We start from the raw sequence: 23,572 nt of genomic DNA, 5'->3' as shown, positions 1-23,572 counted from the left end.
GATCGACCAATGGTAGGTAAATACTATTACGGTACCGGCCGTCGCAAGAGCGCAGTTGCTCGTGTGTTCCTGGCTAAGGGTACCGGTCAAATCGTGGTCAACGGCAAGCCGCTCGACCAATACTTCGCTCGCGAAACCGGCCGCATGGTTGTTCGTCAACCGCTGCAAGTGACCGAAAGCCTCGAATCGTTCGACATTCTCGTGAACGTGGTTGGCGGCGGTGAAACCGGTCAAGCCGGTGCAGTGCGCCACGGTATCACCCGTGCCCTGATCGACTTCAACGCTGACTTCAAGCCGGCACTGAAGGCACAAGGCTTCGTGACCCGTGATGCACGTGAAGTTGAACGTAAGAAGGTCGGCTTCCACAAAGCCCGCCGTCGCAAGCAATTCTCCAAGCGTTAATCGCTGGGGCTTTGCCAAAAAAACCGCCACTTGTGGCGGTTTTTTGTTTTTCGGTGCCGCTTATGCTTCAGGCGGTCATCCGGGTGGATGTTTGCATGGGACAAGCGTGTAAGACGGCCTCACGTTGTCTGCTAGAATTGCGCTCTGTCTTACGGTCCCTGGTGGAGAATTACGCATGATCAAAGTTGGCATTGTTGGCGGTACGGGTTACACCGGCGTTGAACTGCTGCGTTTGTTATCGCGCCACGAGGGCGCCAAAGTCACCGCCGTGACGTCGCGCAAAGAAGCCGGTATGCCGGTAGCGGACATGTACCCCAGCCTGCGCGGCTGGATCGACATCTCGTTCTCTACTCCGGAAGACGCCAATCTTAAAGAATGCGATGTGGTGTTCTTTGCCACGCCGCATGGTGTCGCGATGGCGCAAGCGCGCGAGCTGCTGGACGCGGGCGTCAAAGTGATCGATCTGGCGGCGGATTTCCGCCTGAAAGATCCGGTTGAGTTCCAGAAGTGGTACGCCATGGAACACAGCTGTACCGATCTGCTGACTGAAGCCGTCTACGGTTTTCCTGAAGTCAATCGCGAGGCCATCAAACAAGCGCGCCTGGTCGGCATGGCTGGCTGCTATCCGACTTCCGTGCAACTGGGCTTTTTGCCGTTGCTGGAAGGCGGTAAGCAATGGATTGATGCCAGCACGCTGATCGCCGATTGCAAATCCGGCGTATCCGGCGCGGGCCGCAAAGCCGAAGTACATACGCTGCTGGCCGAAGCGGGCGACAACTTCAAGGCGTATGGCGTTAAAGGCCATCGCCATCTGCCCGAAATTACCCAAGGCCTGGTGGCAGTGCATGGCAAGCCAGTGGGCCTGACCTTTGTGCCGCATCTGGTGCCGATGATTCGCGGTATCCATTCCACGCTGTACGCGCGCATTCTGCCGGAAGGCCGTGATGTGGATTATCAGAAAGTGTTCGAAGAACGCTTTGCCCACGAACCGTTTGTGGATGTGATGCCTGCAGGTAGCACGCCGGAAACGCGTTCGGTGCGCGGCTCCAACATCGCGCGCATTGCGGTGCATCGCCCCGGTAACGGCGATCTGCTGGTGATCCTGGTGGTTGAGGACAACCTGGTCAAAGGCGCTTCGGGACAGGCCGTGCAGGTGATGAACCTGATGTTCGGCCTGCCCGAACGCCAGGGCCTGGATATCGTGCCGTTGCTGCCGTAACCGATGCCGTTGCGACGTTTTTATCGCGCCCGCCGTGCCCGCATCACGGCGGTGCCGATGGCGCTGCGCCCGAATCCAACCTGGATGAGCCAACTCGGCCGCTATGGCGTGGTGGTGCTGCTGATGGGCGGCGCGCTGCTCGCGGGCATCGCCTATGGTTTGCGCAGTGGCCAGGCGCAGGCGCGCGCCAGTGTCAGCAGTGAAGCCGCCGCGCTGATGCGCAATGCCAGCGCCTTGGCCGAAGCCAATAACAAGCTGGCCGCGCAGGCGCAGCAATTGCAGATTACCGAATCCGCCCGCGCCGCCCTGGCCTCCGATCTGGCCGACGCCCAGCAAGATCTGGCGCGCAGCCGCGAAAGCCTGGCCTTCTTTGAGACTTTACTGACGACCAATGACCGCGCGCATCAGGTAAGTTTCGCGCTGTGCGAATTCGATGCGGCGGGCAAAGGCCTGTGGCACTACCGTTTGCTGGTGGTGCAGGGCGTTAATCAAGCCCCCGAATTTGATGGCCAACTTACGCTGACCGCACTCACCAAAAACAATGGCAAGACGGCGCGCACTGAAATGCCGTCGCAGCCTGTTCGTGTCAAACATTACCAGCGTTTTGAAGGCGATCTGACCTTGCCTGCCGGCGTGGAGCCGGATGCTTTCGAGGCCACGCTGGGAATCAAAGACACGCGCGCCAGCCTGGCGCAATGCCAGAAAAAACCGGGAGGGGTTTAAACGTGTTCAAGAATAAAAAAGGGAGTCAGCGCATTGATAGCCTGATCGGGGCAGGTTCGGTTGTGACCGGTGATCTGGCCTTTGCAGGCGGTTTGCGCGTAGACGGCACGGTGCGCGGCAATCTGAGCGCCGTGGACGAGAAGAATGCCACGCTGGTGGTGTCCGAAAAGGCCCGCATCGAAGGCGGCGTGCGCACCAGCCATCTGATCCTGAACGGCGAAGTGGTGGGCCCGATTGAGGTGACCCAGTATGTGGAGCTGCAAGCCAAAGCGCGCATCACCGGCGATCTGACCTACAAGACGCTGGAAATGCATCCGGGCGCTGTGGTGCAAGGCCGGTTGATTCCGCTGGCAGGCGCCCAGATATTGGAAACTGCGGAGCCGAAGGCCGAGGCCTGACCAGCGGTAGCCGCCTGGGGAATTGACCGCACAGACCAGCGCGCGGATAATCCCACTAGTTTAGTCAACTATTTTCAGGAGCTAGCCATGAATGCGGTAGCCGAAATGCCGAGCCCGTTTGTGTTTACTGATTCTGCCGCCGGCAAGGTGCGCGAGCTGATCGAGGAAGAGGGCAATCCGGACCTGAAGCTGCGTGTGTTCGTGACGGGCGGTGGTTGTTCCGGTTTTCAGTACGGTTTTACCTTTGACGAAATCACCAACGAAGACGACACCGCGGTACTGAAAAGCGGCGTGACGTTGCTGGTTGATCCGATGAGCTACCAGTATCTGGTCGGCGCTGAGATCGATTACGTTGAAAGCCTGGAAGGTTCGCAGTTCACCATCAAGAACCCGAACGCCACGTCTACCTGCGGTTGCGGTTCTTCGTTCTCGGTGTAATACCGATGGCCACAGCGTTGGCCCCCTGTCTGCAGCATCAAAAGGAAGCCATGTGCTTCCTTTTTTGTTGCCCGTAGCGCGGCCTGGCCCGGCTGCGCAATCGCCTTTATCATGCCAGGCAAGCCGCCGTGCTGGCGTGGCTTTCCTTTGAATAACCACCAGGAAAACAGATCGTGACTCAAGCCGTTTCGCAAGATGTTCTGGACCAATTGTTCAATCACGCCCGGACGCACAGCGCGTGGCAGCCGCGCGAGGTTAGCGACGAATTGCTGCATCAGCTGTACGACTTGCTGAAACTGGCGCCGACCTCGGCCAACGGTAGCCACGGTCGTTTTGTGTTTGTGAAATCGGCGGCCGCCAAAGAGAAACTGAAGCCCGCGTTATCGGCAGGCAATCTCGACAAAACCCTGCAAGCGCCGGTCACCGTCATCGTGGCGCATGACATGGCGTTTTATGACCAGTTGCCCAAGCTGTTTCCGCAGGCCGATGCGCGCAGCTGGTTTGCCGGCAATCAGCCGCTGATTGATGCGACGGCGTTTCGCAACGGCTCGTTGCAAGGCGCGTATCTGATTCTGGCGGCGCGGGCGCTGGGCCTGGATTGCGGTCCGATGTCGGGTTTTAACAATGCCGTGGTGGATGAGGCGTTTTTTGCCGGCACCAGCTGGAAATCCAATTTTCTGATCAACCTGGGTTATGGCGAAAACAGCAAACTGCATCCACGTAATCCGCGGCTGGACTTCGCAGAAGCGTGCCGTATCGAGTAGCATGCAGCAGCGCCCGTCTATAAGCGGGCGATGATGCCCTGGAGAACAAAAGCAAGATGGCGGATTGGAGTGTATGGAAGGCGCTGGAAGACTGGCGTGGACGCAAGCACGAGCTAGACCCGTTGTTTGCCGCGGCCGGTATTGCGCCTGAACTCGATTCCATGGTGACGCGGGTGCTGGTCGACCTGCGTCGCGCACCGCCGACCGCGCCGCTGGTGACGGGCGACAAAACACGCGACGAACAAGAGTTCGGGCGTTTTCATGAAGCCTATTTCCGCTATTACGATGACAGCCTGCAAAAGGTGGAATCGTTATTGCAGCACGCCTGGGTGCCCGAGGCCGAGCCGATTGCCAAAGAAATCCGCGCCGAGCTCGGCCGCATGCGCCAGGCCATGCAGGAAACTCCGGGCAAGGTGCCCAACTTTGAGCGACTGGAAGTGTTGTTGCGCCACTATGTGCGGCTGGATCATCCGCAGCACCCGGTGCCGGAAGGCGTACTGGCTGAACGCCGCCGCGCGTTGGTCGATGTGGCTGGTTACCCGTTGCTGGTGCAGCATGCCGCCGCGCAGACGTTTTCCGAAATGGTGCCGCCGCTGGTGACGCCGGAATTCCGCCAGCAATTACAGGAACGCATTCAAGCCTATCTGCAAACGCCCTGGTTGCAGACACGTTTGGTCTCGCAGTGGTTTGTTACAACCGTGCTGGATGCCGCGCTGGCACGTAAAAAGCGCGATGCGACGGAAGATGCGCGCATCCTGGCCAGCATGTCACGCCGCTGGCCGACCTTGTCGGTGTGGATTCCGGAATTCGAACAAGCCGATCAGGTCTGGTATCTGATCCTGGTGCTGATTACCGTCAGCGCGCTGTTTATGGAGTGGTGGTGGGTGGCGGTGCCAATGATGATCTGGCTGCACCTGTCGCTGGCCGCCTTCCGGCGCGAACGCAAAGAAGTGGAAGCGCGGCGGGCGCAGATTGTGGCGCGCGCGGTGACGATGAAAAAAGTGCGCGACCGCTTTGCCACCAATCAAACTACGCCCGAGAAGCTGGCCTTCCAGTTGCGCCAGCTCGATGAACGCGGCGAGTATTTTGACGACAATGTCTATGCGCTGCTGAGACTGCATCAGCACGAAGCCTGATCCACGCGCCGCTTGCAATGCGTCGACGCGATCAGGCGGCGTGTATGCGCACCGGTTCTGCAGGCGCAACATTGGTCAGCCGATGCACCACACCATCTTCAAAGCGCAGTAATTCACCCTGCGCAATGCGAATCCAGTTTTCGTTATCCGTCAGCGGCTGCGTGGCGATCACGGCGACGTGATCACTCGGTTGCGTGTAGCGCGCAAAGTCGACGCTGACATCCGCATCGGATAGATGCGCCATCGCAAACGGCGCCTGGCGGATGATGTAATGCAGATCGGTAGCGCAGCGTGCAAACAACGCCGTGCCATCCGACAGCAAAAAGTTGAACGTGCCATGTTTGGCCAATTCTGCCGCCAAGGCCGCCATGGTGGCGTGCAATTCGTCCAGCGGCGGCTTGCTGGGGTAGCGCAATCCCAGCTGATCCATCAACCAGCAAAACGCATATTCGCTATCGGTGGTGCCCACCGGCTGAAAGCGGCTGCTGGCCATCGGCGGCAGGTCGGTCAGATTGCCGTTATGCGCAAATAGCCAGTAACGCCCCCACAGCTCGCGTTTAAACGGGTGCGTGTTGGCCAAAGACACTTCGCCCTGAGTGGCCTTGCGGATATGCGCCACCACATTGCGGCTTTTGATCGGATATTTGTGCACCAGATCAGCCAGCGGCGACAGCGCCGACGGCTGATGATCGAGAAACATGCGGCAGCCATCGCCTTCAAAGAACGCGATGCCCCAGCCATCGGAATGATGGTCAGTCAGGCCCCCGCGCTGGCGGAAGCCTTCAAATGAAAACACGATATCGGTAGGCACATTGCAATTCATGCCCAGTAACTGGCACATAACGACGGTTCCGCAATTTTCTCGGGCGATAGTTCCATTATGGGACTGATATGGGCATCGGCAAACCCCGGGGAATTCCCTGGTCTGTATCGATATGTGCACGGTCAGGAATATAAAAAAACCCGGCATGGCGCCGGGTTGTTTTATGCAAATGAGCGTTGTTATTCGCCCAGTGCGCCTGCGCCGATGCTGAAGCCGGCATCTACATACAGGATTTCGCCGGTCATCCCCGACGACAGATCAGACATCAGGAAAGCCGCCACATTGCCGACTTCGAGTTGCGACACATTGCGCTTGAGCGGCGTGGCATCGGCCGCGCGCTTGAGCAGCGTGCCGAAATCCTTGATGCCCGAAGCGGCCAGCGTCTTGATCGGGCCCGCAGAAATACCGTTAACACGGATGCCGCGTTCGCCCAGCGCGCCAGCCATATAACGCACGTTGGCTTCCAACGAAGCCTTGGCCAGACCCATCACGTTGTAGTTGGGGATGGCGCGTTCGGCGCCGAGGTAGGACAGCGTCACCAGCGAAGCGTTATCGGCCAGCAGACCACGCGCGGCCTTGGCCATGGCGGCAAAGCTGTACGAGCTGATGTCGTGGGCGATATGGAAATTTTCGCGGGTAACGGCTTCCAGGTAGTTGCCTTTCAGCGCATCGCGCGGCGCAAAGCCGATAGCGTGCACCAGACCATCCAGTTGATCCCAGTGTTTGGCCAGCTCGACGAACAGTGCGTCGATTTGTTCGTCGCTTGCGACGTCACAGGGCAGTACCAGCGTCGAACCAAAATCAGCAGCCAGATCGACCACGCGTTGTTTCAGATCTTCCGACACATAGGTAAATGCCAGCTCAGCGCCTTCGCGCTTGGCCGCTTCGGCGATGCCGTATGCGATAGAGCGATTGGACAAAACACCGCTAATCAAAATCTTTTTGCCGGCCAGAAAGCCCATGCTGTTTCCTTGTTAATCCGTTCAGTCGCGCGATTATAGACGAAACTATAAGCACCGGGCGCGTCTGCGCCCGGTGGCGACTAACAAGGACTCGACCCGGTCGAAAGAATCAGCCGATGGCGTAAGGCAGATCAAGCACTTGCAGCGCAGGGCCATCGGGCGCGCCCAGATGCAGACCGTGCTCCAGCGAGCTCATCTGCACCACCACCAGCGCCTCGCTCTGGCCTGCGGCAGCAGGCGCGGCCAGCATGATGCGGCCGGACGGCTGGCCATTCATTTCCGGACTGAATACTTCTTGCCCGGCAACCGCAGTGGCGGGGACTTGCACGCGGTACATGCGGCGTTTGAGCTTGCCCAGATATTGCGTGCGCGCCACGATTTCCTGGCCCGGATAGCAGCCCTTGCTGAAACTGACCGCACCGATCAGTTCCATATTGGCCATCTGCGGCACAAATTCTTCCTGCGTCGCGGCGGTAATCCACGGCGTACCCGCGCGCACTTCGGTCAGGCGCCAGACATCGGCATTCACGCTCACCGCGCCGGCGCTAGCCAGCGCTTGCCACACGCCCGCGGCTTGCTCGGCGCTAACCACCAGTTGGTAACGTTCGCCCGGCAAGCCGACGATCGCGCCCATATCCCAGTCCGCTACCTTCAGCGCTTCCGGCAACGCTGCGCCTGTTACTTGCGCCACCAACGCGCCCGCGTGCGGGCCTGCCACGCCGATGAGAGCGAGTTCGGCCGTGGCGTCGGATGCTTTGGTTTTGCTGCGCAGAATAAACATGCTCAGCCGTTTCTGGATGGCAGGCTGCAAGTCGCTGGAAATCTGCACCAGAAAATCACCCTGCGCCCGGTAGATCAGAAAGCTGGCCAGCATGCGGCCCTTGGGCGTGGAATAGCTTGAGTACTGCGCGCTGGCGTCGTCCACCTTGCTCAGGTCGCTGGAAAGCTGGCCTTGCAGAAAGGTCATGGTTTCTTCGCCACTAAAGCGCATCACGCCGAATTGCGTTAACGGGCTGATGACGCAGCCGGTGTCGAGTGCGGCAAGCGCGGTGTCTGCAGGGGAGGGCGCTACGGTAACGGTATCGGTCCAGCTCATGGGGGTCGCTCGCGAGATGTATATATAGTCAGACTGCCCCATCAGATGGGGCTGACAGGGCGCAAAAACAATGTGTCCACGCGCCAGCGTATGCCGGGCCGCGTAACAATAAAAAATGCGCCGACGGTGCGGCGCATTTTGTGTCCCTGTTGATGCTCGCTGCCGAACGATAGATGGGCAGCCGCAGGTGTCAGTCGTCGGCGGGCGGAGGCGGTTCTTTGGTCTGCACCTTGTCGGCCTGCTCCAGCGCATCGTCGTGGCCCTGACGCCAGGCGCCCCCGGTTTGGAACACGGGTGCTTCGAGCTTGCCGCCGATGCGTATCTGCGAAGACGCCGCAATCACACCTGCTTGCAGCCTGGCCTGCGCCCCGCCGCTGAGCTTGTTGCCCGGCTCGACTTTCATCGCACCCGTCGCCACAAATTTGCCCGCATCCACTTTCACATTGGAAAACAGCACCACGTGATTGGCGATATTCATGCCACCGGTCAACGTATCAAAGCGGGTGATGCCGCCGCGCGCGTAGGTCACCGGTACAGTCGATTTAAGCGGTGCAATCAGATCAAAGTTATGAATGGCGCCTTGTTTGATCGTCATGGTCGATTCAATTTGCGGCGTGGCTAGCAGCGTTTGATAGCTGTCGCCGGCATAGCTGAAGTTGGCGTCGCCTTCGATGCGGCCTGAAACAAACGTGGTGGGGTTAAACAGTTTGCTTAGCGGCTCGGCCTGCACGCTGCTGCCGTGCACGGTGCCGGTCAGCTTCCAGCCATCGGTCCAATCCACGCGAGCGGTGCCCGACAACACGCCGCTATACAGCTCGCCATGGATTTCGGTGATCTGCAGGCCATTCTGATTGGCAATACCTTTCAGTTGCAGGCTATCAAAATGCACCGGGTAGCCTAGCGGGACATCCCAGCCGCTGGCGTTGAGCGTGGTGGCGAAGTCACTGCCTTGAGGCAGGATTTCCAACGTCATGCGGCCCGTGCTGTCGCTGACGGTCAAACCGGCCAGGTTGCTGCCGCTATCAAACTTGAGCACGCCATCCACCGGCCCCACTTCGCCGTTATTGCGCACGATACTGGTCCGCACGAGGTGCAGATCAGCAAAGTGGATTGTGGCCTCGCCGCTTTGCGGCCGCAGTTTTTGCGGCAATTGCAGCGCCCACTGCGGGCTGAAGTGGCCACCCTCAACCGTCACTTCACGCAGATCACGACCCCAGTGCAGCACGTTATACATGGTCAGCGGTACGCGGATATATTCGATATGGCCAATCGCCGGATCACCATCAATGGTGATGTCCTGTAATACCAATGCAGGGCGTGGCGAATATTCAAAACCCAGTTGTTGCAGCTGGATATTGCTATGGGTAATACGCTGCAGCAGGCGTGTGGCATCGCCCGAAAACAATTGCAGCGGCACGATGATCGGCAATGCGGCAATAAATGCTAAAAAAATGATCAATATAATCAAAGGTTTTTTTATTTTTTCCATACTTTACTCACGTTTCTCTTTGCATGTTGCTTGACAGAGCCTAAGTGGCCTACTAATATACGCACCTCATCGACGCAGCAGCAAGTCGATTCCCTGATAGCTCAGTCGGTAGAGCGACGGACTGTTAATCCGCAGGTCCCTGGTTCGAGTCCAGGTCGGGGAGCCAGATTCTGAAAGGCCACGCAATCGCGTGGCCTTTTTCATTTGCGCTTCAGATTGCAAAGCACAAAGCAGATGAGCAAGTACTGCCATGGTGATCCCCTTGTCTGGTGGGCCGAAACGGGCATGCGTTACGGCATTGCGTGCAGCGGACAATATCAAGCGGCCCCCGCATCACCAAGCTGTTAAAGCCTCAACGGCCGAAAGCGCGCGGTATACGGGAGACGCCGCCGCATTGCACGTTGCAGCCGCGCCATCATACGCAATTCCGTTCAGCGCTATTACCAGAATTGCAGCGGGTGCCAATCAATTCGCAGAACGAATTACGACCAAAGCCACAGTGTTCGCATATAGGCATAATTTATATAAAAAAATAGGCAATAAATTCAATGATTTGACCCCTGCGATAGGGTGAACATTCTCAGTACTCAATCTGACTTTCAGATTCGTCTCATGGTTGCACCCAGTCCCCCTGGATAACTTGCTTGCACCCGGCCCACACGATGCAATTCGTGTCTGGCAATGCCGGCAGACAGCGTTCTAAAGGGGGAATCACCACATGCGTATCGGATATCTGCTGGATGAATCAGACCACGGCCACGAGCACACGCGTCTCGAGCTGATGCGGTCCTGGTCCTGCCAGGCTGTGTTCATGGACCTTAACTCGCACTCACGCCGGCAATTGTCCATGGCGTTGGCCAGCCTGATCAGTAACGACACCCTGGTTATCCACAATCTCGATACGGCCGGCCTCGGCGCCTATCAATTATTGTGTTTGCTTGAACAGCTCGACCGTCGCGGCGCGAGCCTTGAAGTCGTGGCATTGGGTTTGTCGTCCGCCACCGCCGAAGGCCAGCGCACGTTGATGAATATCCTGATCCAGCAATTGCGCTCGGAACGCCCGGCGCGGGCCAAGCCGCTGGGCAAGCAACGCGGCCGCCGTCCCAAGCTCAACGCCAGCGCTGTGCGGTTGCTGGCCGAAAGCCTGCGTCGCGGTATGCATAGCCGCGATGTCGCCAAAGATATGGGCGTTTCGATTGCCACCTTGTACCGCTACAAACGCCTGATTGAAGATGGCGGGATTGCGTCCTGATCATGCCTGGTCCGCTCAGTCGGGCGCACCCTGTGGCTTGATCGGTAGATAGGCATCAAACCGGGTACTTTCGCCGTCATAGCCAAAATCGGGTTTGGACCCCGCCAGCCAGGGCGCTGCGCGGGGTCTTTTTACGACCACGCGTTGCCGCGCCACGGCGCGCGCTGGCGCTAACAGCGCATCAGAATCGAAATCGCCACCAATCAGGGACTGAAACGCCGCCATTTCCTTCTTGGCGCGCGCGCGTTTTTCCGGCTCGGGGAACATCGGGTCCAGAAACACCACATCAAAGGATTGCGGCGCGGCGGCTTCCAGCCAGGATTGCGCTGCGGCCTGGTGCAGGCTCATCCGCGCCACAATCGGTGCGGTTTCGGCGTCAAGTGCGGCACGGCGCAGGCCATCACGTAGTAATGCACACACCACCGGATTGCGCTCCAGTAGCGTCACCGCGCAGCCCAGGCTGGCCAACACAAAAGCGTCGCGACCCAAGCCCGCGGTGGCGTCCAGCACGCTGGGCGTATTGCCGCCTTTAAGCCCGACCGCCTTGGCCACCGGCTGGCCACGGCCGCCGCCAAATTTGCGTCGATGCGCTTGTGCGCCGGCCACCAGATCCACGCAAACGCGACCTTTTTCGCCTACTTCGGCCAGTTGCAGCTGGCCATCGAGCCACAGCAGATATTGCCCCTCGCTCGGCGGCGCAGTCAGTGGGTTCAAGCCATACGCCATCGAGAGCGCTTCAAGTTCCGGATCTGCTGTCGCCAGCACGCCGATCGTCACGCTCATGCCCAACCGCCCGGCGCGGGCGTCGGCAGGATACCGGGGTTCATCAGCGGATCAAACGCCACCGGGCCCAGGTCCAGCGGTTCAAAAGCGGGGCGATAGCGTACGCGCGGCAGGCGGGATAAGGGATCTTGTTGATAGAACTGACGCAATTGCTGATAAACCTCAGGGTAGTGCTCCGCAATGGCATGCGGCGTTTCAAAAAAATATTCGCTAAGCACGGCAAAACATTCGGCCGGATTCTCGGCGGCATATAAATCAATCGGGCTGTATTCGCCAGTGTGGGCCAGGCGGCTTAAATTGGAAAACGCGCGTGAAAACACCGCTTTCCATTGCGCCGCATTCATACCGGCATGCAATGGCGGCCGCCCATTGGGCGCACCATCACGCATATCCAGCTTGTGCGCAAATTCATGGATGACCACATTCCAGCCATCCAGCCAGGCGGATTGTGACACGTCCAGCCACGACAACAGAACCGGTCCATCCGAGCGCGCCTGGCCCGCCAGAATCTGTTCGTATTCATGCACCAGGCCGAAATGGTCGGTGTAACGGTCACGCGACAGAAACTGCCCAGGATAAACAATGACCTCGTGCCAGTCGTCGTAAGCGTCAAAACCCAGGTTCAGGATAGGCAGTACCGCTTGCGCCGCCAGCATCACCCGGTCGGCATCGCTCAGTTCCAGCCCATCGACACAGACTATGGATTTTTTATGCAGAAACCAGGCGGCCTGCTCGCGTAGACGCTGGCGCTCTTCGCCCGACAAACCCATAAACAGCGGCAGCTGAATCACCTGCCGCCAGATCGCGTCGGGGATCGGATGGCGCGCCAGATGGCGCTTGCGGTGCTGGGTCTTGATGAAATCAAACATGGCAATAAAAAGGCCAGCGAGCGCCTGTTGGTCTGGATCAAACCAAAGTGAGGCAGCCAACTGGCCTTTTCAAGCAACGCAATCAGGCGACCGCTGTGCGTGGGTTTTGCTCGATCATTCGGCGGCGGTTTGCACGGCCAGGCGCAATTCGCGTTGCGCGGATTCCGAGAACGGATGCAGATGCTGCATAAACTGGCGGCTGGCCGCAGCCCACGAGAATTGCTCGGCGTGTTGGCGCACCGCCGCACGATCGATATGCAAGGCATCCAGACATGCCTGGCGCAAATCTTCGTTGAGCGCGCCGGGGCCATCCGCACCGATCACGTCAATCGGACCCGTCACCGGATAGGCCGCGACTGGGCAGCCGCAGCCCATTGCCTCCAGCAATACCAGGCCAAACGTATCGGTGCGGGACGGAAACACAAATACGTCGGCGCTGTTATAAACCTGCGCCAGCTCGCCCTGGTTCAGCACGCCCAGCCAGTGCACGCCGTTTGATTCGTTGTACCGGGCCCGCAACGCCGCCGCCGCCGGACCATCGCCACAAACCCATTTCGAGCCCGGCAAATCCAGTTGCAAAAATGCTTCGACGTTCTTTTCCACCGCCACGCGCCCCACGTACACAAAGATGGGGCGGCGTGTTTGCAAGCGTTCGCGCGAACCGGGCCGGAAAATATCCAGATCCACGCCGCGCGACCACAGCACCACATTATTAAAACCATGCGCTTGCAGATCTTCGACCACCACGCGCGTCGGCACCATCACCGCCCGCGCGGCATTGTGAAACCGCGCCAGCCAGCGATAAGTCCATTTAACCGGAATGCCAAAGCGTAAATGCACGTATTCTGGAAAGCGCGAATGGTAGGCGGTGGTAAACGGCAAATCATTTTTGATGCAGTATTTACGCGCCGCCATCCCTAATGGGCCTTCGGTGGCGATATGGATGGCATCGGGTTTAAAACGTGCAATTTCTGCCGCGATACGTTTGCCCGGCATAAAGGCCAAGCGAATTTCAGGATAAGTGGGGCAGGGCATGGTGCGAAATTGCTGCGGCTGAATCAATTCCACCTTATGCCCCAGCTTTTGCAATTCCAGCCGGGTTTGTTTTAGCGTACGCACCACGCCATTTACTTGCGGTTCCCACGCATCGGTGACAATCAGGATATTCATGCGGCAATTCCCTGCAATCCGGCACCCGTGGGTGCAGCGGTCAAACTATTGATTTGCGCGGCCTGCTCAGCAAAAAATTTCTGCCACGTCAGGATTTTCAATTCGCCATTCGGAAGTTCAACCAATGCGGTCAGGCTTTCCACCCAATCGCCGTCATTGCAATACAACACGCCATCGATATCGCGCATTTCCGCTTTATGAATATGGCCGCAAATTACGCCATCCAGTCCACGTGTTTTGGCTTCCAATGCCACGGCCTGTTCAAAACTACTGACAAAGTTAACGGCCTTTTTAACCTTGTGTTTCAGATATTGCGATAAAGACCAATACCCGAGACCCATGCGGGCGCGAGCGCGGTTAAACCAGTAATTAAGCTTGAGCGTAATGCCGTAAAGCCGGTCGCCCACAATGGCCAGCCAGCGCGCGCATTGCACCACGCCGTCAAAGCGGTCGCCGTGCAGCACCAGCATGCGACGGCCATCCGCGGTGGTGTGCACCACTTCGTCTTCAATGCGGATATCGCCAAACATCAAACCCAGAAACTGGCGCGCGCCTTCGTCGTGATTGCCGGGGATATAGATGACGTGCGTGCCTTTGCGCGCTTTGCGCAGCACTTTCTGGATGACGTCGTTATGGCTCTGCTGCCAGTACCACGAGCGCTTGAGCGCCCAGCCATCGATAATGTCGCCCACCAGATAGAGATATTCGGCTTCAGTGTTTTTGAGGAAATCGAGGAGATATTCCGCTTGGCAACCCGAGGTGCCCAGGTGCAGGTCGGAAATCCAGATGCTACGGAATTTCAAAGGGTTATCTGCCATCTCATGCTTCCGCGCGGTGATTTCGCGCATCATGCAACCGCCAGATGACAATTGCGCTAATTGTTAATGACGCTTTCATTGCAGTCAGCCCGCCCACGCCGATCAGTGCGCGCTTGACTATCTTTGCCGCGCGTTCGATAGTCTGGGCCGATTGTTTTTCTGGATTTCGCGCATGTCCCGCCGCCCCGATTCCCCTTGCATTGCCATGTGTTCCACCGGTCTTGGGGATGACGTATGCCGCGGCTGCGGCCGCACGTTTCTGGAGGTAGCCAACTGGAGCACGCTCGACGCCGCCGAGCGTGAACAGGTATGGCAACGGCTGGAACAATACTGGGCGCAGCAGGGCGAAACCGCGCCTTGGCTACGCTGATCAGTTCGCAATAAAAAAGCCCGGCATCGCGGCCGGGCTGTGGTTTTTTTGCGCTATCGGGACTGGTTTAGATAAACATGCCACCCGAGACTTCAATGCGCTGTGCATTAATCCAGCCGGAACCGTCGCTGAGCAACGCGGCAATCGCGCCACCGATATCATCGGGCAAGCCGACACGGCCCAGCGCCGTTGCTGCTGCGACCGCGGCATTGGCCTGTTTGTTATCGCGAATCTCGCCACCACGGAAGTCGGTTTCAATTGCGCCGGGGGCAATGGTATTGACCACGATTTTGCGACCCGCCAATTCTTTAGCCAGATAACGCGCCAGTACTTCAATGCCGCCCTTCATCGCGCCATAAACGCCATAACCCGGAAAGGCAAAACGCGTCAGACCGCTCGAAATCATCACGATACGGCCACCGTCTTTAATCAGCGGCAACAGCTTTTGCGTGATAAAGAACGGGCCTTTCAGATGGATATTCATCAGGGTGTCGAAGGTTTCTTCGGTGGTCTCGGTAATCGGGCTATTGATGCCAATACCGGCGTTGTTCACCAGAAAATCAAACTGCGTGGTTTGCCAGTTGCTGCTGAGCGCTTGCTTAACCTGCGCGCCAAAGCCATCAAATTCGCCGCTATTGCCCGCATCCAGTTTCAGCGCCACAGCGCGACGGCCCAGCGCTTCGATTTCTGTAACCGTGCCTTGTGCAGCGGCTTGGTTGCTGTGGTAAGTCAGGACGATGTCAACGCCAGCGCGCGCCAGATGCAGCGCTGCGTTCTTGCCCAAACCGCGGCTGCCGCCGGTGATGATTGCAATCTTCTGAGTCATGGTCGTGCTCTCCGTTTAACCAGCGATCTAAGTTGAAGTAACGGAATGCAGTTTAGGACACGAGATTGGGTGAATAAATCAGGCAAGTTGAGCAACACTGGTTCGCAATCGATAACAATGCGATCGGCGCAGGCGTAAAAAAACCGGCTCAAAGCCGGTTTTTTTCCTTAGTGCATTGCATTTGCAACCCAGCCTGCGCTGGTTCCTTATACATGCACCATTATTCTGGTGCCCGGGGGGGGACTCGAACCCCCACACCTTGCGGCGGCGGATTTTGAATCCGCTGCGTCTACCGATTCCGCCACCCGGGCTAAGGAGGCGAGATTATCGGTTACCTTTCGTCGCTTTGGCAAGGCCAACTTGCAAAGCTGCACGCTTTTTCAATCTTCCTCGCCGTCTTCGTCGTCCGCAGCGGCGGCCGCCTTTAGCTGCAACGCGCGTTCATACAAGGCATTACGCGGCGCGCCGCTGATTTTTTGCGCCAGCGCCACGGCTTGTTTAACCGGCAATTCGGCCAGCAAGGGCAGCAGCACCCCGTCGTGTGCGTCTTCGGCATCGGCGGGGGCGGGCGGGGCTGCGTCGATCACGATCACAAATTCGCCGCGTTGCTGATTGCTGTCGGATTCGGTCCAGCTTTGCAGCGCCGACAGCGGCCCGCGTTTGAGCGTCTCAAAGGTTTTGGTGATTTCGCGCGCCAGCAAGGCGGTGCGGTCCGCGCCAAAGCAGGCCACCAGATCGGCCATGGTATCGAGAATGCGATGCGGCGCTTCGTAAAACACGGTGGCGTAGGGCAGGTTGACCAGGGGCGCGAGCGCATCCTGGCGCTGCCGGGTTTTCGGTGGCAGAAATCCGTAGAACAAGGTGTGCGCGCAGGTAAAACCCGCCACGCTTAGTGCGCTGGTTAGTGCGCTGGCGCCCGGGATTGGCACCACTTTCAAGCCCGCGTCGTGTACGGCGGCGACCAACTGCGCGCCGGGGTCGGAAATCGCGGGCGTGCCGGCATCCGACACTTGCGCCACGGCGTCGCCCGCTTGCAAACGCGCCACGATCTTGTCGGCCATGCTGCGTTCGTTGTGTTCGCGCACGCTGATCATCGGCGTGGTAATACCGAAATGCTTCAGCAACTGCCCCGTGACGCGCGTATCTTCTGCGGCGATCACATTTACATTTCTCAGAATATTCAAAGCTCTGGGAGTGAAATCCTGCAGGTTCCCGATCGGCGTGGCCACCACATATAATGTGCCACCACTGACTTCTGAAGGTTCTGTATGCACGCTCGGGCTCTCCATGCGGTTTGTTGCGGGCCGCGCAGGCCACTGGCGGCCGTACTATACGGCCTGGCCCTGTTTGCGGCCAGCATTGCGCACGCTGCGCCGCCGTTGGTGATTACCGCGTCGCCTGTAGCGTCTGCTCCAGCGCAACAGACACCTTCCTCCAGCACGCCTTCCGCCCTGTCGGCGTCCCGACCCGCTGCGCAAGCTGCATCGGCGATCGCCACCCCCGTGACCGGTCAGTTTATTGCCGTGCTGTTGCCTGCGCGCAGTAAAGCGTGGAAGCCCGCCGTCGATGCCATCAAGGCCGGGTTGTTTGCCGCGGAAGGCGCGTTGTCGGATGGCGACCAGCCGCCTTTGCGCGTATTCGATACCAGCGAAGCCGAAGACGACATCCTTACCCAGTTCAATCGTGCTCGCAATCTGGGCGCGGCCGCGGTGATCGGGCCGCTGACGCAGACCGCGGTCAACAATATCGCCGACAACGGCCACTTCGAGTTTCCGGTGCTGGCCCTCAACCGTTTCGACAGCAAAACCCTGCGCCGCCCCGGCCTGTACAGCTTTAGTCTGTCCACCGAGGTGGAAGCGGGCCAGGTGGCCAACTGGATGCATGACGACGAAGTGACCCAACCGGTAGTGCTGGTGGGCGATGGCGCGCTGGCCAAGCGCATGGCCCAAGGGTTTACCGAAGCCTGGAAAGCCGGCAACGACGGGCGCGTGCCCAATATTCTGGCCATGCCGGTCACGCGCCAGGATTACGCGGGCTTGCGCGCGCAGCTGGATCAGATCGGGGCCGATGGCGTGTTTCTGGCCATGAACGACAAACAGGCGCGCCGCGTACGGCCATTTATTGGCGCGGGGCGCCCGCTCTACGCCACCAGCCAGATCAACCCGGGCCGCTTGCCCACGCCAGCCTTGTTTGATCTGGCCGGTATTCATTATCTGGATATGCCGTGGATTGGCGACCCCAGCAATCCGGCCTGGCGGGTATACGAACATGCGCGCTCGCCCTCCAATGACGTGGAGCGGCTGTTTGCGCTGGGCGTCGATACCTGGCGCTTAATGGCCAGCATCCTGGCGGCGCAACCGGGCACGCAGATCCGCGATGATGGCCTGACCGGGCGTTTGCGCATCAGCCCCGATGGCGTGGTTGATCGCACCTTGATGCAGCTGGAAACCAGCATCAAGGTGCCTGATGCCGAAGCACCCGGTAGCGCCAACACCAACGCGCCGGCCGCCAGCGACGCCAGCCAGCCCGCGCTTAACCCATGAGCAGCACCCGCGCCGCCAGCGGCGCTTATGCCGAACAGCAGGCCGCGCTTTATCTGCAAGCACAAGGCCTGCAGATCATCGAACGCAACTGGCGTTGCCGCTTTGGGGAGATCGACCTGATTGCGCGCCAGGGCCCAACACTGGTATTTGTGGAAGTTCGGGCGCGCCGCAGCCGCAGTTATGGCGGCGCGGCATTCAGCATCACGCCGGCCAAATGCGCACGCTGGATGGCGGCGGCCGAGCATTATCTGGCCACCGTATCGCCGCAACCACCGTGCCGCTTTGACGCCATCTGCTTTGACGGCGGCCGGATCGAATGGCTGCAGCATTGCCTGGAAGCCAGTCACTGATCACCCGCAATCGATTAAGTAAGTACAAGGAAGATTCATGGATTTGATGCAGCGCGTGCGCGGGCATTTTGACGAGAACATCGCGGTAACGTCGCTGGTGCAAGACATCCTGTCGCCGCAGATTGCGCAGGCCGCCGAAAAACTGATGCAGACGCTGATTGTCGATGCGCGCATTCTGGCATGCGGCAACGGCACGTCGGCATCGCAAGTGCAGCAGTTTGCCGCCGCCATGGTGGGCCGCTTTGAGCGCGAACGCCCCGGTTTGTCGGCGATTGCGCTGACCACCGACACCAGCGCCATTACCGCCATCGCCAACGATTACGACTTTGATATGGTCTATTCGCGCCAGGTGCACGCGGTGGGCCGCGCCGGTGACGTGCTGTTGGTGGTATCCACCTCGGGGAACTCTGCCAACGTCATCTCTGCCATACACGCGGCACATGATCGCCAGATGAGCGTTGTGGCGCTAACCGGCCGCGATGGCGGCCAGATCGCCGATATCCTGGCGGGCGAAGACATTCATTTGTGCGTGCCGGTGGAACGGCAATCACGTATTCAGGAAACGCACGCATTGATCATTCATGCCATTTGCGATGCGATCGACTATTTGTTGTTAGGGGGAGAATAAATCAATGACGCGTACCGCGATTCGCAGTGGCCTGGTGGCCGCCGTACTGGCGCTGGGCCTGGGTTTGCAAGGTTGTATTCCGGTGGTGTTTGCCACCGGCGCGGCGCTGGGCGTGTTGGTGGGCACTGATCCGCGACCGGCCGAGACCATGAAATCCGATATCGATGCGGGCGGCAATATCAGCAGCAGCATCAGCGATGTGTTTAAAGATACGGCGCACGTTAACGTCAATGTGTTCAACGGCAATACGCTGTTGACTGGCGAAGTGCCGAATGCCGCCGCCAAGGCGCGCGTGGAAGAGATTGCGCGCAAGAACCCGGGCGTGCGCAAGATTTATAACGAAGTGACCATCGGCCCGGTGTCGACCACCGCCAACCGCTTGTACGACACGCAATTGTCGGCGCGCGTTAAAACCGCCGTGGTGGGCGAGATTGGCGATCTGGGTTCGGTGCACTTGATGGTGGTGACGGAACGCCAGGTGGTTTACTTGCTGGGCATCAGCAAGCCCGACGTCGTCGACCGCGCGGCCAAAGCGGCCAGCCTGGTCAGCGGTGTTAATCAAGTGGTCAAGATGGCGGAATATCAGCCGGGCGGCCCGGCCGATCGCTAAGCGGCATCAGCAAAAACGCGCGGTTCAGGCCGCGCGTTTTTTATTGCTCGCGCTCTTCGTTGCCGCCGGTTTCAGCAGCGGCTGAATGTCTTTGAAGATTTGTTCCATCACCATCGGTTCGGCGACGGCCACCGGATGCAACTGGTCGTTCTGGAACAGCTCCGGTCGCGTAATCACCGGGGCCAGCAAAAACGGCGTCAGGCTGGTGTGGTATTGAGTGGCCAGCGTGGTGTACATACCGGCAAATTGCTTCACGTAATCGGGGCCCAGGTTGGGTGGAATCTGCATGCCGATCAGATGCACGCGCGCGCCGGTGGCCTGGATCAGCTTGATCATGCTGGCCAGGTTTTGCTGGGCTTTATCCAGCGGCAAACCGCGCAGACCATCATTGGCGCCCAGTTCCAGCAGCACCAGCGTGGGTTTGTGTTCAGCCAGCGTGGCAGGCAAACGCGTCAAACCACCCGCGGTGGTTTCGCCCGATACGCTGGCATTCACCACGCGCACATTGCCGCCATTCTGGTTGATGCGCGTCTCCAGCAACGGCGGCCACGCTTGTTCCGCGCGCAAGCCGTAACCGGCCGATAAACTATCGCCGAAAACCAGAATCACAGCAGACGGAGCCGGTGCAGCCTGCGCCACTCCAAACCCGCTCAACAACATTAAAAGCACAGCGATCATGAACGATACACGCACCGATTTCTCCGAAGGCATGCTGGTGGCAAAAGGGCTCGGCAAGCGCGTCGACGCGGCCGGCCAGAGCATCGACATTCTGCACGATATATCGTTCAGCCTGGCCGCGGGCGCCAGCCTGGCGATTGTGGGCGCTTCGGGCTCGGGCAAATCCACCTTGCTGTCGTTGCTGGCGGGTCTGGATCAGCCCAGTCAGGGTGATGTACTGCTGGCGGGGCAGGCGCTGGGCGCGCTGGATGAAGATGGCCGGGCGCGGGTGCGCGGGCAGTATGCCGGATTTGTGTTTCAGTCTTTTCAACTATTGCCAGAGTTGTCGGCGCTGGAAAACGTGATGCTGCCGCTGGAGCTGTTTGGCGGCAAAACCAGCCAGGCGCAATTGCGCGAAAAAGCCCAGCACTGGCTGCAACGCGTGGGGCTGGGCTCACGCATGCAGCACACGCCGCGCACCCTGTCAGGCGGCGAGCAGCAACGCGTGGCCCTGGCGCGCGCGTTTGCCACCGGCCCGCGCATCCTGTTTGCCGACGAGCCCACTGGCAGCCTTGATAGCCACACCGGCCAACTGGTGGCCGATCTGCTGTTTGAGCTGAACCGCGAAACCGAAACCACGCTGGTATTGGTCACCCATGACGAAACCCTGGCGGCGCGCTGCGGGCAGCGGCTACGCATCGACGCCGGCCGCATGACGCAATGGACCGGAGCCACCGCATGATCCGTATTACATTGCGTCGCTTCTGGCGCGGCATGGCGGCGGGCGATTACCGCACGCTGCTGGCGGCGCTGATTGTCACCATCGCCGCGCTAACCGCCGTGGGTTTGCTCACCACGCGGATGTCGGGATTGCTAAGCACCCAGGCCAACGATTTGCTGGCGGCCGATGCGGTGCTGAGCGCGGATCACCCGATTAACCCCGCCGCTGAACAATCCGCGCTGAAGGCCGGGTTGCAGGTGGCGCGTCTGGCGCAGTTTCCCAGCATGGTCAGCGCCCATGGCAAAACGCATCTCGGCACCATCAAGGCCGTGACCACGGGCTATCCCTTGCGCGGCCAACTGTTGTTGCAAGCCGGGCAGGGCACCAGACCGGCGACGGCGATTCCGGCGCCGGGCCAGGTATGGCTGGACGTGCGGCTGGCGAATGCGCTGCAAGTGCAGCAAGGCGGACAGATCCAGCTGGGCACGCGCAGTTTTACCGTGGCCGAGCTGATCAATCGCGAACCCGATGCCGCGCTGGATTTCTCCGGCTTGCAGCCGCGCTTGCTGCTTAACCAGCAAGATCTGCCCAGTACCGGCTTGATCGGCTTTGGTAGCCGCGTGCGCTATCGCCTGCTGGTGGCGGGCACAGCCGATGCGGTGCGGCAGTGGAAACACGCCACGCGCCAGCAACTGGGCCGCGGCGAACGATTGGAGGACGTGCGGGAATCACGCCCCGAGGTCAAAGTAACGCTGGAACGCGCCGAAGATTTCTTGCGTCTGGTCAGCTTGCTGGCGGCCGCATTGGCCTGCACGGCCGTGCTGCTGGCCGCGCGCCGTCATGCCTTGCGCCAGACCGATGCGGTGGCTTTGCTGGTGGCGCTGGGGGCATCGCGTCGCACCGTCGCCAGCATGCTGTGGCTGGAATTGCTGGCGCTGTGGTTATTGGCAGCGTTGATCGGTGGTGGACTGGGATGGGCCGCGCAGGCCGGGCTGGAATGGGCCGTGCGCGCACGTCTGCCTGCGCCGCTGCCACCGGGTGATCCGCTGCAGTGGCTGGCGGCTTCCGCCTTGGGGGGCGTACTGCTATTGGGCACGGCAGGCCCCGCGCTGTTGCAACTGGCGCGCACGCCGCCGATACGTGTATTGCGGCATGACGTGAGCGCATCCCCTACGGTATGGATCAGCTGGGTGTTGGTGGCCATTTGCGCGGGGGCGTTGTTGTTCTGGCTGGGCGGCAATCTCAAACTGACGCTGATCGTGGTCGGCGCCATGTTGGGCGCGCTGGCGCTGGCGGCGGCGCTGGGCTGGGGCGGGCTCGCTTTGCTGGGCCGTTATAGCCACGGTTTTGCGGCGCGAATTGCCTTGCGCCAGTTACTGCGGCGACGCTGGCTGAGCATGGCGCAGATGTCGGCGCTGGCCATGGGCTTGCTGGGCGTCTGGCTGCTGACGGTGGTGGAGCATGATCTATTGGCGACGTGGCAAAGCCGCATTCCGGCCGACGCACCTAACCAGTTTGTGATTAACCTGCAGCCCGATCAGCAGGCGGCGTTCAAGCAAAGCATGGCCAGGGCCGGTTACGCCAATATCGCGTTGCAGCCGATGATCCGCGGGCGCTGGACCGCACATAACGGCAAGCCCGTGCTTGACCGGCAATATCAGGATGACCGCTCGCGCCAGTTGGCCGAGCGCGAATTCAATCTAAGCTGGGGCGATACGCTGCGGCGTGATAACCAGTTGCAAAGCGGCCAGGCTTTAAGCGCCGCGCAACCCGGTTGGTCGGTGGAAGCGGGTCTGGCCGAGCGCTTCAATATCAAGCTGGGCGATACGCTGGGTTTTGACGTAGCGGGTACGCCGGTGACGGGCACGGTGCGCAATCTGCGCAAAGTGGATTGGGATTCTTTCCGCGTTAATTTCTTTGTGACCGGCACGGCGCAGATGTTCGGCAATATGCCCACCAGCCTGATCACCAGTTTTTATTTGCCGCCTGATAATAAAACCCTGGTGCCGCAACTGGTGGCGCAGTTCCCCAATGTTAGTGTGTTTGATGTGGGCGCGGTACTGACCGAGGTGCATCGCATTCTTGATCTGGCCACCAGCGCATTGCAGTTGGTGTTTGCGTTCTGCCTGGTCGCGGCGCTGGTGGTGTTGATTGCGGCGCTGGAAACCACCGCGCCCGAGCGGCATCGCGAAACCGCCATCCTGCGCGCGCTCGGCGCGGAGCGCGGCCATATCGCGGCGATCCAGCGTTGGGAAGGCTCGGCGACCGGCGCGGTGGCCGGGTTGGTGGCGGGGCTGTCCGCCAGCGTGGCGGGCTGGTTACTGGGCCGTCAGGTGCTCAACTTGCCCACCACATTCAACTATTGGCTGCCGCTGGCCAGCATGCTTAGCGGCATTGTGCTGGCGGGCATGGTCACGGCTTGGGAACGCCGACGTTTGTCGCGCGTCACCGCCTTGGCGTTGCTGCGCGATCCGGCCTGAGCCCGCTCGGCGGCGCAACGCAGTAACAAAAAAGGCGTGGAGCAA

At 59.8% G+C, this 23,572-nt stretch carries 26 protein-coding genes and 2 tRNA genes; 16 read left to right on the top strand and 12 right to left on the bottom strand.

From position 1 onward, the window contains the following. Positions 1-9 precede the first annotated feature (9 nt). From rpsI to WG78_RS15945, 7 genes are all read left to right on the top strand, one after another. Complete coding sequence (rpsI, locus tag WG78_RS15975) at positions 10-402, top strand: 30S ribosomal protein S9 (protein WP_053938837.1); 393 nt, start codon at positions 10-12, stop codon at positions 400-402. A 175-nt stretch (positions 403-577) separates the two neighbouring features. After that, positions 578-1,621, top strand: a complete 1,044-nt coding sequence (argC, locus tag WG78_RS15970) for an N-acetyl-gamma-glutamyl-phosphate reductase (protein WP_053938836.1) — start codon at positions 578-580, stop codon at positions 1,619-1,621. 84 nt (positions 1,622-1,705) lie between these two features. After that, entirely contained in the window at positions 1,706-2,344 is a 639-nt protein-coding gene (locus WG78_RS15965; protein WP_161805134.1) for a DUF6776 family protein, read from the top strand. Between the two features lie 2 nt (positions 2,345-2,346). Further along, the gene (locus tag WG78_RS15960) at positions 2,347-2,742 is read left to right on the top strand and encodes a bactofilin family protein (RefSeq protein ID WP_053938834.1); all 396 of its coding nucleotides are present in this window, start codon (positions 2,347-2,349) and stop codon (positions 2,740-2,742) included. A gap of 87 nt (positions 2,743-2,829) precedes the next feature. After that, positions 2,830-3,180, top strand: a complete 351-nt coding sequence (gene erpA / locus WG78_RS15955) for an iron-sulfur cluster insertion protein ErpA (RefSeq protein WP_053938833.1) — start codon at positions 2,830-2,832, stop codon at positions 3,178-3,180. Between the two features lie 173 nt (positions 3,181-3,353). Continuing rightward, positions 3,354-3,944 carry a malonic semialdehyde reductase gene (locus WG78_RS15950; RefSeq protein ID WP_053938832.1) on the top strand — a complete coding sequence of 197 codons (591 nt, stop codon included), beginning with the start codon at positions 3,354-3,356 and terminating at the stop codon, positions 3,942-3,944. 56 nt (positions 3,945-4,000) lie between these two features. Further along, a complete protein-coding gene (locus WG78_RS15945) occupies positions 4,001-5,080 on the top strand; it encodes a hypothetical protein (RefSeq protein ID WP_053938831.1) in 1,080 nt (359 codons plus the stop codon). 31 nt (positions 5,081-5,111) lie between these two features. Here the strand turns inward: WG78_RS15945 and WG78_RS15940 are convergent, their stop codons facing one another. The 4 genes from WG78_RS15940 to WG78_RS15925 form a co-directional block, all read right to left on the bottom strand. Then, a complete protein-coding gene (locus tag WG78_RS15940) occupies positions 5,112-5,921 on the bottom strand; it encodes a class II glutamine amidotransferase (protein WP_053938830.1) in 810 nt (269 codons plus the stop codon). A gap of 161 nt (positions 5,922-6,082) precedes the next feature. Further along, positions 6,083-6,865, bottom strand: coding sequence for an enoyl-ACP reductase FabI (gene fabI, locus WG78_RS15935; protein WP_053938829.1), 783 nt, complete (start codon positions 6,863-6,865; stop codon positions 6,083-6,085). Positions 6,866-6,974: 109 nt separating this feature from the next. Then, positions 6,975-7,961: a CAF17-like 4Fe-4S cluster assembly/insertion protein YgfZ gene (gene ygfZ, locus WG78_RS15930; protein ID WP_053938828.1), complete on the bottom strand. Its 987-nt coding sequence runs from the start codon at positions 7,959-7,961 to the stop codon at positions 6,975-6,977. Between the two features lie 190 nt (positions 7,962-8,151). Beyond that, entirely contained in the window at positions 8,152-9,429 is a 1,278-nt protein-coding gene (locus tag WG78_RS15925) for an AsmA family protein (protein WP_161805133.1), read from the bottom strand. A gap of 111 nt (positions 9,430-9,540) precedes the next feature. Here WG78_RS15925 and WG78_RS15920 point away from each other — a divergent pair. Beyond that, positions 9,541-9,616, top strand: a tRNA-Asn gene (locus WG78_RS15920). A gap of 552 nt (positions 9,617-10,168) precedes the next feature. Next, the gene (locus tag WG78_RS15915; protein WP_152969243.1) at positions 10,169-10,702 is read left to right on the top strand and encodes a helix-turn-helix domain-containing protein; all 534 of its coding nucleotides are present in this window, start codon (positions 10,169-10,171) and stop codon (positions 10,700-10,702) included. Between the two features lie 15 nt (positions 10,703-10,717). Here WG78_RS15915 and WG78_RS15910 read toward each other — a convergent pair whose 3' ends face one another. The 4 genes from WG78_RS15910 to WG78_RS15895 all read right to left on the bottom strand — a co-directional run bounded on the left by WG78_RS15910 (position 10,718) and on the right by WG78_RS15895 (position 14,342). Beyond that, complete coding sequence (locus tag WG78_RS15910; protein ID WP_053938825.1) at positions 10,718-11,485, bottom strand: class I SAM-dependent methyltransferase; 768 nt, start codon at positions 11,483-11,485, stop codon at positions 10,718-10,720. Further along, positions 11,482-12,354 carry a M90 family metallopeptidase gene (locus WG78_RS15905; RefSeq protein WP_053938824.1) on the bottom strand — a complete coding sequence of 291 codons (873 nt, stop codon included), beginning with the start codon at positions 12,352-12,354 and terminating at the stop codon, positions 11,482-11,484. Before WG78_RS15905 ends, WG78_RS15910 begins: the two co-directional genes overlap by 4 nt. Positions 12,355-12,468: 114 nt before the next feature. Then, the gene (locus WG78_RS15900) at positions 12,469-13,524 is read right to left on the bottom strand and encodes a glycosyltransferase family 4 protein (RefSeq protein ID WP_053938823.1); all 1,056 of its coding nucleotides are present in this window, start codon (positions 13,522-13,524) and stop codon (positions 12,469-12,471) included. Beyond that, a complete protein-coding gene (locus tag WG78_RS15895) occupies positions 13,521-14,342 on the bottom strand; it encodes a UDP-2,3-diacylglucosamine diphosphatase (RefSeq protein ID WP_152969242.1) in 822 nt (273 codons plus the stop codon). Before WG78_RS15895 ends, WG78_RS15900 begins: the two co-directional genes overlap by 4 nt. Positions 14,343-14,514: 172 nt before the next feature. On the opposite strand from WG78_RS15895, the gene WG78_RS15890 reads away from it, so the two are divergent. Further along, positions 14,515-14,712, top strand: a complete 198-nt coding sequence (locus tag WG78_RS15890; protein ID WP_053938821.1) for a DUF1289 domain-containing protein — start codon at positions 14,515-14,517, stop codon at positions 14,710-14,712. 67 nt (positions 14,713-14,779) lie between these two features. Here WG78_RS15890 and WG78_RS15885 read toward each other — a convergent pair whose 3' ends face one another. The 3 genes from WG78_RS15885 to rsmI form a co-directional block, all read right to left on the bottom strand. Continuing rightward, positions 14,780-15,538, bottom strand: a complete 759-nt coding sequence (locus WG78_RS15885; protein WP_053938820.1) for an SDR family NAD(P)-dependent oxidoreductase — start codon at positions 15,536-15,538, stop codon at positions 14,780-14,782. Positions 15,539-15,764: 226 nt separating this feature from the next. Beyond that, positions 15,765-15,849: transfer RNA gene (locus WG78_RS15880), tRNA-Leu, on the bottom strand. 69 nt (positions 15,850-15,918) lie between these two features. After that, the gene (gene rsmI, locus WG78_RS15875) at positions 15,919-16,827 is read right to left on the bottom strand and encodes a 16S rRNA (cytidine(1402)-2'-O)-methyltransferase (RefSeq protein WP_053938819.1); all 909 of its coding nucleotides are present in this window, start codon (positions 16,825-16,827) and stop codon (positions 15,919-15,921) included. A 213-nt stretch (positions 16,828-17,040) separates the two neighbouring features. On the opposite strand from rsmI, the gene WG78_RS15870 reads away from it, so the two are divergent. The 4 genes from WG78_RS15870 to WG78_RS15855 are packed head-to-tail and all read left to right on the top strand — an operon-like array spanning position 17,041 to position 19,669. Continuing rightward, complete coding sequence (locus WG78_RS15870) at positions 17,041-18,081, top strand: penicillin-binding protein activator (protein ID WP_053938818.1); 1,041 nt, start codon at positions 17,041-17,043, stop codon at positions 18,079-18,081. Further along, on the top strand, positions 18,078-18,431 hold the full coding sequence (locus WG78_RS15865) for a YraN family protein (RefSeq protein ID WP_053938817.1): 354 nt from the start codon (positions 18,078-18,080) through the stop codon (positions 18,429-18,431). The genes WG78_RS15870 and WG78_RS15865 overlap by 4 nt, the downstream gene beginning before the upstream one ends. 37 nt (positions 18,432-18,468) lie before the next feature. Further along, positions 18,469-19,059 (top strand): phosphoheptose isomerase, encoded by a 591-nt coding sequence (locus WG78_RS15860; protein ID WP_053938816.1) that lies wholly within the window; start codon positions 18,469-18,471, stop codon positions 19,057-19,059. 4 nt (positions 19,060-19,063) lie between these two features. Then, complete coding sequence (locus tag WG78_RS15855; protein ID WP_053938815.1) at positions 19,064-19,669, top strand: BON domain-containing protein; 606 nt, start codon at positions 19,064-19,066, stop codon at positions 19,667-19,669. Between the two features lie 24 nt (positions 19,670-19,693). Here the strand turns inward: WG78_RS15855 and WG78_RS15850 are convergent, their stop codons facing one another. Further along, positions 19,694-20,278, bottom strand: a complete 585-nt coding sequence (locus tag WG78_RS15850; protein WP_236692063.1) for an arylesterase — start codon at positions 20,276-20,278, stop codon at positions 19,694-19,696. A 67-nt stretch (positions 20,279-20,345) separates the two neighbouring features. Here WG78_RS15850 and WG78_RS15845 point away from each other — a divergent pair, with 67 nt between their 5' ends. Next, a complete protein-coding gene (locus tag WG78_RS15845) occupies positions 20,346-21,068 on the top strand; it encodes an ABC transporter ATP-binding protein (RefSeq protein WP_236692062.1) in 723 nt (240 codons plus the stop codon). After that, positions 21,065-23,527, top strand: coding sequence for an ABC transporter permease (locus tag WG78_RS15840; RefSeq protein WP_053938813.1), 2,463 nt, complete (start codon positions 21,065-21,067; stop codon positions 23,525-23,527). The genes WG78_RS15845 and WG78_RS15840 overlap by 4 nt, the downstream gene beginning before the upstream one ends. Positions 23,528-23,572: the final 45 nt, after the last annotated feature.

The sequence above is a fragment of the Amantichitinum ursilacus genome (genome assembly GCF_001294205.1).
GTDB classification, from domain to species: Bacteria; Pseudomonadota; Gammaproteobacteria; order Burkholderiales; family Chitinibacteraceae; genus Amantichitinum; species Amantichitinum ursilacus.
This window is presented reverse-complemented; position numbering and strand designations above follow the sequence as displayed.

What these genes read in the sequence shown, in the direction of transcription:
- WG78_RS15855 (WP_053938815.1), top strand. Translation starts at nt 19,064, where the DNA reads ATGACGCGTACCGCGATTCGCAGTGGCCTGGTGGCCGCCGTACTGGCG.
- rsmI (WP_053938819.1), bottom strand. Translation starts at nt 16,827, where the DNA reads ATGGAGAGCCCGAGCGTGCATACAGAACCTTCAGAAGTCAGTGGTGGC.
- WG78_RS15865 (WP_053938817.1), top strand. Translation starts at nt 18,078, where the DNA reads ATGAGCAGCACCCGCGCCGCCAGCGGCGCTTATGCCGAACAGCAGGCC.
- fabI (WP_053938829.1), bottom strand. Translation starts at nt 6,865, where the DNA reads ATGGGCTTTCTGGCCGGCAAAAAGATTTTGATTAGCGGTGTTTTGTCC.
- erpA (WP_053938833.1), top strand. Translation starts at nt 2,830, where the DNA reads ATGAATGCGGTAGCCGAAATGCCGAGCCCGTTTGTGTTTACTGATTCT.
- WG78_RS15915 (WP_152969243.1), top strand. Translation starts at nt 10,169, where the DNA reads ATGCGTATCGGATATCTGCTGGATGAATCAGACCACGGCCACGAGCAC.
- WG78_RS15945 (WP_053938831.1), top strand. Translation starts at nt 4,001, where the DNA reads ATGGCGGATTGGAGTGTATGGAAGGCGCTGGAAGACTGGCGTGGACGC.
- rpsI (WP_053938837.1), top strand. Translation starts at nt 10, where the DNA reads ATGGTAGGTAAATACTATTACGGTACCGGCCGTCGCAAGAGCGCAGTT.
- WG78_RS15845 (WP_236692062.1), top strand. Translation starts at nt 20,346, where the DNA reads ATGAACGATACACGCACCGATTTCTCCGAAGGCATGCTGGTGGCAAAA.
- WG78_RS15860 (WP_053938816.1), top strand. Translation starts at nt 18,469, where the DNA reads ATGGATTTGATGCAGCGCGTGCGCGGGCATTTTGACGAGAACATCGCG.
- WG78_RS15900 (WP_053938823.1), bottom strand. Translation starts at nt 13,524, where the DNA reads ATGAATATCCTGATTGTCACCGATGCGTGGGAACCGCAAGTAAATGGC.
- WG78_RS15965 (WP_161805134.1), top strand. Translation starts at nt 1,706, where the DNA reads ATGAGCCAACTCGGCCGCTATGGCGTGGTGGTGCTGCTGATGGGCGGC.
- WG78_RS15910 (WP_053938825.1), bottom strand. Translation starts at nt 11,485, where the DNA reads ATGAGCGTGACGATCGGCGTGCTGGCGACAGCAGATCCGGAACTTGAA.
- WG78_RS15890 (WP_053938821.1), top strand. Translation starts at nt 14,515, where the DNA reads ATGTCCCGCCGCCCCGATTCCCCTTGCATTGCCATGTGTTCCACCGGT.
- WG78_RS15885 (WP_053938820.1), bottom strand. Translation starts at nt 15,538, where the DNA reads ATGACTCAGAAGATTGCAATCATCACCGGCGGCAGCCGCGGTTTGGGC.
- WG78_RS15940 (WP_053938830.1), bottom strand. Translation starts at nt 5,921, where the DNA reads ATGTGCCAGTTACTGGGCATGAATTGCAATGTGCCTACCGATATCGTG.
- WG78_RS15840 (WP_053938813.1), top strand. Translation starts at nt 21,065, where the DNA reads ATGATCCGTATTACATTGCGTCGCTTCTGGCGCGGCATGGCGGCGGGC.
- argC (WP_053938836.1), top strand. Translation starts at nt 578, where the DNA reads ATGATCAAAGTTGGCATTGTTGGCGGTACGGGTTACACCGGCGTTGAA.
- WG78_RS15905 (WP_053938824.1), bottom strand. Translation starts at nt 12,354, where the DNA reads ATGTTTGATTTCATCAAGACCCAGCACCGCAAGCGCCATCTGGCGCGC.
- ygfZ (WP_053938828.1), bottom strand. Translation starts at nt 7,961, where the DNA reads ATGAGCTGGACCGATACCGTTACCGTAGCGCCCTCCCCTGCAGACACC.
- WG78_RS15895 (WP_152969242.1), bottom strand. Translation starts at nt 14,342, where the DNA reads ATGGCAGATAACCCTTTGAAATTCCGTAGCATCTGGATTTCCGACCTG.